Genomic DNA, 11,454 nt, shown 5'->3' with positions numbered 1-11,454 from the left:
GAAAAGTATCCTGGACTAGAGATTCCACAACAAATTCATCATCCAGAATTTGCCTGCCCACCCAAAAGATACTTCTGCTATACCTGGCATGGATATTCACCAGAGCGGCCGGATCACCTTTTTTTAATAATTCGAAATTATACTGTGACATAAAGAACTCATTATATTAACAGATGGATAATCACAGCTTCGTATAGGGAATGAAAGCTGCGGCTATTCCGACAAACTTTAAATTAGGTTTATCTTAAATAGCTGAAGCGAGTTCTTAGAATTTATAAGAGAAGATAGCTTTGAAAAGGGTTGAATAGAATGACCTTTTTCTACAAATAAAAAGGCGTGGAAACTCAACTTACCGCATTGAGGTACTGGTATACCGTGCAACAATAAACAAGCCCACGCCCCGGGTCGTGAGCATTATGCTTATCCTCTCGTTGCTAAAAATTACCAGTTTTCAATGCGAGATTCAAAGCGAAATGCTTCTAATATTTTATTTTAAGAAGTTTCGCAAATATAATATTCTGAGGCTAATATATAAAATAAAGCAAATATGGACTATAGTCCATTGTTAAAATTTAAAAATAGTTGCCAATTTGTTTATGAAACTTGGAGAGCTTGAATAATTTAGCAAAAATAGATTTACATATTATCTCACGGGTTAAAGAAATCCGAAAGGAAAAAGGCTTTACTCAAGAGCGCCTGTCACTGTGTCTGGGTAAAGGTGTAGGTTTTATTGGGGATATTGAAGCTCCATCAAAAAAAGCGAAATATAATGTTCACCATCTTAATGAAATTGCTAAAATACTGAACTGTTCTCCCAGAGAATTTTGGCCGGAAAAGCCAATTTAAATAACCTCTAGTTGCAACCGCCTTTTCTTCCTTTAAAATCTTCAAAGTCATTTTAATTGACATTTAAGTCCCATTCCCTGACCCTAAAATTTAATGAGGAAGTATCAGGAATAATAAGAGAGTTAGGAGCTGCTTCTGCCAATTTCTTCTCCCCACACTTCTACCTCTAGCGCTAAAGCTGAAAAGGCATCATCAATTGGTTCTCTCCACGGCTGGTTCTGAAAGGTTCTCAAGAAATTCCAGAAAGTTATTTTCCTGTACATCCAGATTTTTTCTAATCCTGTAACGTGCAGTTTCCACTCCCCAGACAGAAATATTCAATAGCGGAGCTATTTCTTTATTAGTAAGGTTCATCTTTACAAATGCGCAAAGGCGGAGTCCCTTTTGGTCAATTTTGGATCTATCTCCTTCAGCCGTTTGAAAAAATCCTTATGCACTTTTTCAAAAAATTAAATTCAAAAAGAATTTTCCTAATACCTTCAAAAGTCATTTTAGCTCAACCAGGCATAGATTTAAGCTATGGGATCTTTGTTAATTTTTGAACAACAGGAGAAGAAAAGTATTCGGTCTATTTTCGCTTTAATTTTATAGAAACATCTTCTTCAGATGCGGCGATTCTTTTCTTTAAAGTATTCATATCCTCGCTCAATTTCTCATCCAGGATCTTTGCATAGTGCTGGGTAATTTTTAAAGAACGATGTCCCAGCATTTTGCTCACAGATTCTATTGGAACACCATTACTAAGGGTTACCGTAGTAGCAAAAGTATGCCGGGCAACGTGAAAAGTAAGATGCTTTTTAATACCGCAGCGGTCGGCTATTTCTTTTAAATAGCCATTGGTGCGCTGATTCGAATAAACCGGCAATAATCGTCCTTCGCTATCGCCAATACCTTCATAATCTACATATTTTTCTAAAAGCTTCTCTGCAACCGGAAGCAATGGGATACTGGAAAGGGTTTTGGTTTTAGTTCTCTTAAGCTTGATCCATAGATTACCATCAATACCCTTTACAATATGATTAGCATTTAATTTCTCCACATCTACATAGGCCAAACCTGTGTAACAGCAAAAAAGAAAAACATCCCTCACATGCTCTATTCTTGGAATATTAAATTCCTTTTCCATTATTCTGATCAATTCCTCCCGGGTAAGAAAATCGCGGTCTACAGGATGGACCTTAAGTTTAAAATTATAAAATGGATCTTTTTCCATCCAGCCATTAGCGAAAGCTACTCTCACGATCTTTTTAAGATATGCCAGGTATTTTACTGCGGAATTGTGAGATAAATCCTTTTCTATCTTCAGATAATAGATAAAACAATTAATGAAATTAGTATCTATATCTTTAACAGGATAGTCTTCAAGCTTATAGTTCAAAGAAATAAAGTCAAATAGGTGCTTCTTAGTTGTTTGATACCTTTGAAGCGTGCGAAAAGAAAATTCCTTCCCAACTAATTTTCCCATCCTATTATTATGTTCTTCAAACATTTCAAGAATGGATTTTTTAACTTTAGCAATGCCAAGATACTCATCTCTGATTTTTACAGCAGATATTGCTTCTCCATTATTCAGAAACCTTTGATAGACCTCATAGATCCGATTTCTGATGATGTCCAGGTGTCGGTTGATTTGTTTTGCTTCCATAGAGGAACCGCTTACCTTGTTTCCTTTTGCGTTCCATTTATCTAAGGGGACATTTCGCATCGTACTCAGTTCAACTCTTTTACCATTGTATGTAATTCTAAGATATGCTTTGGCATGAGTATCACTTTTGCTCTTGTTTTTTCGTACATAAAACAGTACTGATAATAAATCCTGCATCTTTTTGATCTTTTGGTTGATGTAAAAGTAGCAGAAAATATTTATTCTAAAAACATGTAAATACCTATTTAACAGAACGTTGCGCAGCATTCGGTGGCACTAAATCTCACCCAATAGGTGCCACCTAATAACCCCCATTTTATTTAATAACAAATGGTTTTATTTGATATCAAATAAAATGAAAAACCCCGTAAACAGTGCAGTTTGCGGGGTTTTAGTTTAATTTGATTCTTTAAAAGTACTCGAGGTGGGAATCGAACCCACACGACCGAAGTCACTGGATTTTGAATCCAGCGCGTCTACCAATTCCGCCACTCGAGCTAATGGACTGCAAAATTAATAATTTTTTTTATTTCCTGCAATAATATCAAATTAATGGAACATATTCCTGTAGAAAGTACTCGAAAATTTGAGTTATTCAACTCCTTTAAAAGAACAAAATTTTAATAATATTTTAAATTATTGAATTATCATATAATGAAAATAATTTTGTATTTTTGAAACAAAATAGGCACATATAACTAATTATAAATAAAATTATCATGAAACAGCTGCTGCTCCTTGCGATTTTAATAATTTCATTTTCTAGCTTTCAGGCACAGGAAAAAGAAACAATTGAAGTAGGAACAATTGTAAATCTTGAAAAGCCGTCGGGTCCTGATTTTAATTACATACACTTCCCTAAACCTAATTTTATTATTAAACAGGGCGGCATTGTCAATTATAATAGAGAATTCAACCAGCCGGTAGAAATTATAGCTATTAAAACGAAAAAAGATGGTACCAGACAGGTAAGGCTGAAAAGAACTGACGGAAGAAAATTTTTTCAAAGCCATAGAAGCATAGTGGCTAATATTGATAAAGCCATAAAAGCAGGAGAAATAAGCCTCTAGTAATTGCTGGTTAAATCCTCCCGGAAGAATAGCAGTACAAATTTGCTTAAAAAGCATTTGCACTGCTATTCTTTTGTTCCCCCATTAAAAGGTTTTGTAAATTTCCCTTTAAATCGTACTTTCGCTCTTTTCCATAATAAAAAAAAATGTCTCAATTTTGGTTGTATTACAGGCTTGGCCTGGAACATATTCTGGATTGGCAGGCTTATGATCACGTACTTTTTCTTATTGTACTTATTGTTGGCTATACCTTTAGCAGCTGGAAAAAAATTATTTGGCTTATCACATTATTTACCATAGGCCATACATTAGCATTATTTCTTTCGGTATATGAAATTGTAAAAGTAGATACCGATTATGTAGAATTACTTATTCCTGTTACCATTCTTGTAACAGCTTTCTACAACATTCTTACAGCCGGAAAAAACGAAAAAAGCAGGAATCAGAATATGCTTTATTTTACAACAGTTTTCTTCGGGGTTATCCATGGGCTTGGATTTTCTTCTTATTTCAAAATGATTGCAGCAACCGGTGAAAGTAAATTTCTCCCTCTGCTGGAGTTTGCCCTGGGGATAGAAACAGCACAAATTGCTGTAGTACTGGTAATTGTTATTTTAGGTTTTATTTTTCAAAACATGATCCGTGTTTCCAGAAGAGACTGGATACTCGTAACTTCAGCTATAGTCATTGGTATTATTTTACCAATTCTTCGGGATAATTTTCTGGCAATTTAATACTTTAGCTATTCTGAAATTCCTTCAGAATTCTGACTTTCAACACCTCATCTCTTCAACAATATGAAGAGGTCGAATATATACGCATGCACAATAACAAGCAATTAAAATACGATAAAGCCTACTTAAGGATCGCACGGGAATGGGGACAACTTTCCCACTGTAAAAGGAAAAAAGTTGGCGCGCTTATTGTTAAAAATAGAATGATAATTTCTGATGGGTATAATGGTACTCCAAGCGGCTTTGAAAACTATTGTGAAGATGAAGAAGGATATACCAAATGGTACGTTTTACACGCTGAAGCCAATGCCATTCTTAAAGTCGCATCTTCTACGCAATCCTGTAATGGAGCAACGCTTTACATTACCATGTCACCCTGTAAGGAATGCAGTAAACTTATTCACCAGGCCGGGATCACCCGTTTAGTTTACAATATTGACTATAAAGACAATTCCGGACTGGAGTTCCTGCAAAAAGCCGGTGTGGAACTTAAACAAATAACAGATCTTGATCATTGAAAGATAAAAATAAAATTTACATTCCCCTGCTTCTTGGACTGGCCTGCGCTCTTGGTATTTTTATGGGTGCCCGGCTGGACCTTTCAACTTCAGATGGGTTATTTTCCGAAAATCCCAAAAAGCAGAAGCTCAACAGACTTATAGACTACATCGATTATGAGTATGTAGACGATGTTAATACCGACAGTATTGTAGATGTCACTGTCAATAAAATCCTTGAAAACCTTGATCCGCATTCAGTTTATATTCCTAAACAGGAGTATGATGCGGTAAGCGAGAATATGCAGGGCGATTTTGTGGGTATTGGTGTTAGCTTTTATTCGGTGGGCGACACTGTTGTTGTAATACAACCGCTTGAAGGTGGGCCCAGCGAAGATATAGGTATTCATGGCGGTGACCGGATTCTTTATGCCAATAATGCAAAACTCTTCGGAAAAAATTTATCAAACGATTCCATCATTAGTCAGCTGAAAGGAGAAGAAGGTAGTAAGGTAAGCCTTAAAGTTTTTCGGAAGGGAGAAAAGAAATTACTAAATTTTGATGTTACCCGCGGAAAAGTTCCATTAAAAAGTGTGGATGCCGCTTATATGCTCACCAACAAACTTGGTTACATTAAAATTAACCGGTTTTCGGAAACCACCTATGAAGAATTTAATAAAGCACTTAGAAGCCTTCGCCGTAAGGGAGCCAGGGAAATTGCCTTAGATTTACGCAATAATCCCGGCGGATACCTGGCCGAAGCTATTAATATTGCCGATGAATTTCTTAAAGATGACAGGCTCATTCTCTTCACTAAAAACAAAAGTGGTGCAATTGAAAAAACATACGCCCAACGGGAAGGAGATTTTGAAAACGGAAAAGTCTATGTACTTATCAATGAAAGCTCTGCTTCAGCCAGCGAAGTAGTGGCAGGTGCTTTACAGGATAATGATGTAGGAACAATTGTGGGACGGCGGTCTTATGGCAAGGGACTGGTGCAAAGGGAGATGGAACTTGGTGACGGCAGTGCGGTACGTTTAACCATTGCCCGCTATTATACCCCTACCGGCCGCTCTATTCAAAAACCATACGAAGAAAGTAACGAAAAATATTATAATGATTACCTGCGCAGGTACCGTAACGGCGAATTACAATCTGCAGATAGTATTCATGTTAGTGATTCCCTGCGGTATGAAACTCCCGGAGGAAAAATAGTTTATGGCGGAGGTGGTATTATTCCCGATGTTTTTGTGCCCCGGAATATGGATGCTGAAAAAGAGCAAATATTACTGCTGCTAAACCGTGGCTTTATGAGCCGCTTTATCTTTGAAGTTCTGGATAAAAACAGGAATTACTATAATTCCCTCAGCAGCCGGGAATTTGAAGAAGATGTAATTATTAATGATCAAATGGTTGCAGAGTTTACTCAATATTTAAGATCTCAACCTCCCGGAATAAATATCAAGGTAGGTAGTTATGAAAACTTACTGAAACAATATCTTAAAGCTGTAATGGCCCAGCAGTTGTTCGGCACCAATACATTTGAACGATTAAAGAACGAAGATGATCGAATAATAGAGAAAGTAATCCAGTTGTCAAAGGAAAAAAGTTAATTTAGAAATGTGGACTCTGCTTATGAATATCTTTGCGCCTGCCTTACTATATCGCCACTTATATTTTTTATAATAGCGGTAAGTTTTCGGCTACTGGACAACAGCTCATTACTTTTCCTTCAAAAGGAGATAATGGTCAATTCTTCAAATGTATCGCTTAAGATAATCCGGGAACAAATTCAAAGCAACCCCGATAAAAATTTCACTAAACAACTTGAGAGGGCATTAATTTTCAGAAAACTTCACCGTACCTTCATCTGGCTAATGATTTTTTCTTTGCCGGTAATGTTATTTTTCCTTTTCCTAACCTGATAATTTATCATGAACCTTGGTATGTTGTCCATTGTTCCAGTGAGTCAAAATATCCGTAGCTACTGCAGCCCCACTACCACAGGCAATAGCATACTGGCTCCTCCACCCGGCCAGAGATCCCGCAACATATAAACCGGAAGCAACTAAATGATCCTCATTCTTTAACTGAATTCTGTTTTTTGAAGTTTTGGATTTTTGATGCGGAATAATATAATCTTCCAGGCCTTTAAACCGCAGGGGGTGCTCGTAGCCCACTGCCACCACAATTTTGTGTGAAGTATAACTGTTCTTGTTCGTAATTATTTCAAAGCCATTCTCCAGCCTAATAATTTCTTTTACTTTTTCTTTTTCAATCAAGGAAATTTCAGGATAAAGATTCTCAAGTTGCTCCTTTCCGCTTTTCAAAATGGAATTTCCGGTGGTGCCGGGCTCAAGTCCCAGCACATTGTTAAACAATGCCGACTGCAAATGAGAGGTTTTCTGATGCAGGATGATACCCGCATTTTTACTTTCAGCAAAAGGTTTTGAAAGGCCTGAACCTATAACCAGCGCACAAGACATTCCTGCAGCTCCACCTCCTACAATAAGAACATCAAAATCCATACTATTCCTGCTTTTGCTTTTTCGAAATTGCGCGGGAAACCAGTAAAATAGCCATTAATAAAATCACACAGGTACTGGCCAGAATAGCAGCCGAAGCTTTACCGCTTTCCCCGTCAAGGAGGTTATTAAAATCAAGAATACTAATATTGTAACCAATTAAAACAACGGCCAGTGCAATAATGGTATAAATAAAAAATTTCATTTAAAAAAGACTTTGAATATTGGCAGTAAAGAGCTTAACAGCAATTGCCAGCAGAATTACACCAAATATTTTTCGAATTACATTAATTCCCTGCTGCCCCAGAATACGTTCAATTTTACCTGAAGATTTCAGCACAGCATATACAAAGATAACATTGATTATAATAGAAACAATGATATTTACCGTTTCATATTCAGCCCTTAAAGATAATATAGAGGTCATGGTTCCTGCCCCGGCAATAAGCGGAAAAGCCAGTGGTACAATAGAAGCCGTTTGGGGAGTTTCATCTTTATAGAGGGTTATTCCCAAAATCATTTCCAGGGCCAGGAAAAATAATATAAAAGAACCTGCCACAGCAAAGGAATTTACATCTATACCAATAAGGTTCAGGATTTCTTTTCCCAAAAAAAGAAAAACCACCATTAATATACCGGCAACAACAGAAGCTTTTTCGCTCTCAATATGCCCGGATTTTTTACGTAAATCTATAATAATTGGTATGCTTCCAATAATATCTATCACCGCAAAAAGCACCATGCTTGCGGTAAATATTTCCTTAAGGTTAAAAGTTGACCACATAGCCTCAAAATTTCGCGCAAAAGTAATTTTTTTAAAAGAGAAATCAACACCGGGAAAATGAATTTTTTTTATAAAATCCTGCACATAAAAATTATATTTGCAGCATGTTTCAATTAGGAAAAACCATAGTATCTGAAGAGATCATCAAGAATGATTTTGTATGTAACCTATCGGCCTGCAAAGGCGCCTGTTGCATAGACGGCGATGCAGGTGCGCCTGTAGAAGAAGGGGAAGCAAAAATTCTTGAAGAGCTTTATCCCAAAATTAAACCTTTTTTGCGCAAAAAGGGAATTCAGGCCATAGAAGAACAGGGAACTTCTATCACTACAGAATTTGAAGATATTGAAACCCCACTAATAGATGGTGCAGATTGCGCCTACGTCACTTTTGATGAGAAAGGTACTGCTCTATGCGGGATCGAAGAAGCTTATAACCAGGGTGCAATTGATTGGAAAAAACCGGTTTCCTGTCATCTTTATCCGGTGCGGGTTCAGGATTACAGTGAATTCTCTGCGGTAAACTACCATCGCTGGCAAATTTGCGATGACGCCTGCAGCCTTGGAGCCGAGCTTGAAGTGCCGGTGTATAAATTTGTAAAAGAAGCACTTATTCGCAAATTTGGAGAAGACTGGTATATGGAACTGGAGAAAACTGCGGAAAAACTAAAGAAATAAATAATTTCTCACTGAAAACAGTTTTTCCTTTTTTTCAGGAGAGATGGCGTTGGCCGGTGTTCTTTTACTATTTTTGCTTCAGTAATTTTGGCGTTACCCCTTTGGGGTCGGGCTTTCGCTGCTCGCTTCAAAACTTAAAAAAGTTTTGAGAGCTCAAACATGCCGCTCAATCCCTAACGCAAACCGCATAAATATGATGAACTGGGAACAACTCCTGTCTTTAAAACGCTTTGGCGACACCCATAAAAGACTTAGAAAAGAACAAAATGAAACCCGTCTTGGTTTTGAAGTAGATTACGACCGGATTATTTTTTCTTCAGCCTTCAGAAGCCTTCAGGACAAAACACAGGTTATTCCTCTTTCCAAAACAGATTTTGTTCATACCCGGCTAACGCACAGTCTTGAAGTTTCAGTAGTGGGAAGATCGCTTGGCAGGCTGGCCGGGCAAAAAATTCTTGAGAAGCACCCTCATCTCTCCACGATTCATGGCTACCAAATGAACGATTTTGGGGCCATTGTAGCCGCAGCTGCCCTGGCACATGATATTGGAAATCCGCCATTCGGCCATTCCGGCGAAAAAGCCATTGGAGAATATTTTAGCCACGGCAACGGAAAACGTTTTAAAGAACACTTAAAACCTTCAGAATATCAGGATCTGGCCAAATTTGAAGGCAATGCCAATGGCTTCAGGATTCTTACAGAAAACCGCCCCGGCATCAACGGCGGATTAAGGCTTTCCTATGCCACCCTTGGCGCTTTTACTAAATACCCCAAAGCATCTCTTCCGCATAAACCAACAGCAAATATCGGGGATAAAAAATTCGGCTATTTCCAGACAGAAAAAGAAACATTTCAGGATGTGGCAGAAGAACTCGGATTAAAAAAAATAATAAATCATGATAATGTAAGTTTTGCAAGGCATCCTTTGGCATTTCTTGTAGAAGCCGCTGATGATATTTGCTATACCATCATTGATTTTGAAGACGGTATTAACCTGGGCCTGATAGATGAGGAATATGCCCTGGAATATCTTATAAAACTGGTAAAGAACAGCATTAACACCTCAAAATATAACAGCCTTACTTCTACGGCAGACCGGCTAAGTTATTTACGGGCGCTCGCCATAAATACTCTGATTACGGAAGCCATAGAAACCTTTCTTGCCAATGAAGAAGCTATCCTGGCGGGAGAATTTCATAAATCTTTGTTTGACAACAGCAGCTTTGAAGCCCAAATCAAGGATATTATTAAGATAAGCGTGGAAAAAATTTATCAAAGTGAAGAGGTGATCAGTAAGGAAATTGCGGGTTATAAAATGCTCTCTCTCCTGCTGGACACCTACACCCAATCATTTTTACCTGAAGACTCTTCTATGGAATCCGGTTATCACCAACTAATAAAAAGCTCGGTGCCAAAATTGCAAATTTCAGAGCAACAATCAATTTACACCAGCTTATTACAAATTTGCTCATATACCGCATCTTTAACAGACGGATTTACCGTGGCTTCATTTGAGAAATATAAAGGGCTTCGCGTTTAAATTAAAGCTTTTATTCCGTATAAAAATTAAAAAGGCTCTGGCAAGGCAATGCCAGAGGGATAATAGAAAATTATTTCAAAATTTTCCAGGGAACTTAGGGGAATATTCCCTCAGTGGGGATTAAAACTCATAAACCACTCCTACACCTAGGGTCTGTTTAAATTGTACACGAGGCCCGAAAGTCTCCAGGTCACCATCATCATTTACATCTTCCTTGTATTTAACATCATTATCATAGCGTAGATGAGAACCTACACTGGCCTTTATAAAGTCGTTTACTTTCAGGTTCACATTCAACTGCCAGTCTACATCTACGTTTCCAAAATTGTTGATATAATCGGAATAAAGACTGAGCCTGTTCTTCAAATTCACATTTTCAAAAATCTCCTTTTCAAAATTGCTATTCACTAAAAAACCAAGTTCCATCCTTACCATTTCCCCTTCTTCTATAATATTGCCTTCTTCATCCCGCACTGCCCCTACTACGCCAAACATACCTTCATTAGCAAGACGTTGATCCAGTACAAAAGTAGATTTCTGTGTAAGTGGTGAAATGTACACAGTTAACTCCTCTTCAGGATGAGAATATTCCGCACCAACCCCTAAAAAGAGATAGGCCGGTGCCATAAATTTAGAGATAGGGTTTGTTTTGTCCGGATATTTATAACCGTTGGAAAATTGCGTATTAAAATCCAGTTGCGCACTATAAAACCAATTAGAAGTAGAATCCCTGCGATACCCAAAAGAAGAACTCAGTACCAACTCATCTTCTGTTTTTCTTATTTCACGCCCCTCCTGTGCATTTAATCCGTAGCGAATTACTGCAGAATTATTCCATTTTGTAAGCGCTTTTTTGTAATTCCTTTTGAAGTTACCATGAATTAAAGCAGAAACAGAATTGTTACCCCCGCTGTTCCAATTCACAAAAGCCACTTCATTAAAATCCAGCCCAACAGCGTTTTCTTCATTCCAATAGCTTGTTACATTTGTTTCCGTGGTATCCTGCACGGGAATACTGTCATTGGCTTCTGTAGTGTCAACAACCCTGGTAAAATGAGGGAATTCTAAAGCATGGGTATTGAAGGAAATTAGACATAAAATTAAGCCTATTAATCTGATTTTCATTTTATTTAAATTCT

The 11,454-nt window shown here is 37.6% G+C and carries 13 protein-coding genes and 1 tRNA gene; 7 read left to right on the top strand and 7 right to left on the bottom strand.

What is annotated here, in order from left to right:
* The first annotated feature begins 612 nt into the window (after positions 1-612).
* Entirely contained in the window at positions 613-846 is a 234-nt protein-coding gene (locus tag RM539_RS08335) for a helix-turn-helix domain-containing protein (protein WP_311502923.1), read from the top strand.
* Between the two features lie 192 nt (positions 847-1,038).
* Here RM539_RS08335 and RM539_RS08330 read toward each other — a convergent pair whose 3' ends face one another.
* From RM539_RS08330 to RM539_RS08320, 3 genes are all read right to left on the bottom strand, one after another.
* On the bottom strand, positions 1,039-1,200 hold the full coding sequence (locus RM539_RS08330; protein WP_311502922.1) for a helix-turn-helix transcriptional regulator: 162 nt from the start codon (positions 1,198-1,200) through the stop codon (positions 1,039-1,041).
* Positions 1,201-1,414: 214 nt separating this feature from the next.
* Positions 1,415-2,668: a site-specific integrase gene (locus tag RM539_RS08325; protein WP_311502921.1), complete on the bottom strand. Its 1,254-nt coding sequence runs from the start codon at positions 2,666-2,668 to the stop codon at positions 1,415-1,417.
* 239 nt (positions 2,669-2,907) lie between these two features.
* A tRNA-Leu gene (locus RM539_RS08320) sits at positions 2,908-2,989 on the bottom strand.
* A gap of 221 nt (positions 2,990-3,210) precedes the next feature.
* Here RM539_RS08320 and RM539_RS08315 point away from each other — a divergent pair.
* The 4 genes from RM539_RS08315 to RM539_RS08300 all read left to right on the top strand — a co-directional run bounded on the left by RM539_RS08315 (position 3,211) and on the right by RM539_RS08300 (position 6,405).
* On the top strand, positions 3,211-3,561 hold the full coding sequence (locus RM539_RS08315) for a hypothetical protein (protein WP_311502920.1): 351 nt from the start codon (positions 3,211-3,213) through the stop codon (positions 3,559-3,561).
* Between the two features lie 146 nt (positions 3,562-3,707).
* Positions 3,708-4,295 (top strand): HupE/UreJ family protein, encoded by a 588-nt coding sequence (locus RM539_RS08310; RefSeq protein WP_311502919.1) that lies wholly within the window; start codon positions 3,708-3,710, stop codon positions 4,293-4,295.
* An 86-nt stretch (positions 4,296-4,381) separates the two neighbouring features.
* Entirely contained in the window at positions 4,382-4,813 is a 432-nt protein-coding gene (locus RM539_RS08305; protein WP_311502918.1) for a deoxycytidylate deaminase, read from the top strand.
* A complete protein-coding gene (locus RM539_RS08300) occupies positions 4,810-6,405 on the top strand; it encodes a S41 family peptidase (protein WP_311502917.1) in 1,596 nt (531 codons plus the stop codon). Before RM539_RS08305 ends, RM539_RS08300 begins: the two co-directional genes overlap by 4 nt.
* Positions 6,406-6,708: 303 nt before the next feature.
* On the opposite strand, the gene RM539_RS08295 is transcribed toward RM539_RS08300, so the two are convergent.
* From RM539_RS08295 to RM539_RS08285, 3 genes are read right to left on the bottom strand one after another with little or no spacing between them, the layout of a single operon-like run.
* The gene (locus RM539_RS08295) at positions 6,709-7,320 is read right to left on the bottom strand and encodes an FAD-dependent oxidoreductase (RefSeq protein WP_311502916.1); all 612 of its coding nucleotides are present in this window, start codon (positions 7,318-7,320) and stop codon (positions 6,709-6,711) included.
* Between the two features lies 1 nt (position 7,321).
* Positions 7,322-7,522 carry a hypothetical protein gene (locus RM539_RS08290; protein ID WP_311502915.1) on the bottom strand — a complete coding sequence of 67 codons (201 nt, stop codon included), beginning with the start codon at positions 7,520-7,522 and terminating at the stop codon, positions 7,322-7,324.
* Positions 7,523-8,101 (bottom strand): MarC family protein, encoded by a 579-nt coding sequence (locus tag RM539_RS08285; protein WP_311502914.1) that lies wholly within the window; start codon positions 8,099-8,101, stop codon positions 7,523-7,525. It lies immediately after the preceding gene.
* 104 nt (positions 8,102-8,205) lie between these two features.
* On the opposite strand from RM539_RS08285, the gene RM539_RS08280 reads away from it, so the two are divergent.
* Both RM539_RS08280 and dgt read left to right on the top strand, forming a co-directional pair.
* Positions 8,206-8,775 carry a DUF3109 family protein gene (locus tag RM539_RS08280; protein ID WP_311502913.1) on the top strand — a complete coding sequence of 190 codons (570 nt, stop codon included), beginning with the start codon at positions 8,206-8,208 and terminating at the stop codon, positions 8,773-8,775.
* Positions 8,776-8,971: 196 nt separating this feature from the next.
* The gene (gene dgt / locus RM539_RS08275; protein ID WP_311502932.1) at positions 8,972-10,315 is read left to right on the top strand and encodes a dGTP triphosphohydrolase; all 1,344 of its coding nucleotides are present in this window, start codon (positions 8,972-8,974) and stop codon (positions 10,313-10,315) included.
* 120 nt (positions 10,316-10,435) lie between these two features.
* Here dgt and RM539_RS08270 read toward each other — a convergent pair whose 3' ends face one another.
* Positions 10,436-11,440, bottom strand: a complete 1,005-nt coding sequence (locus RM539_RS08270; protein WP_311502912.1) for a DUF3078 domain-containing protein — start codon at positions 11,438-11,440, stop codon at positions 10,436-10,438.
* Between the last annotated feature and the right edge of the window lie 14 nt (positions 11,441-11,454).

The sequence above is a fragment of the Autumnicola musiva genome (assembly GCF_031846585.1).
GTDB lineage: Bacteria > Bacteroidota > Bacteroidia > Flavobacteriales > Flavobacteriaceae > Autumnicola > Autumnicola musiva.
Note: the sequence above shows the minus strand (reverse complement) of the source record. Positions and strands in the feature narration are given on the sequence as shown.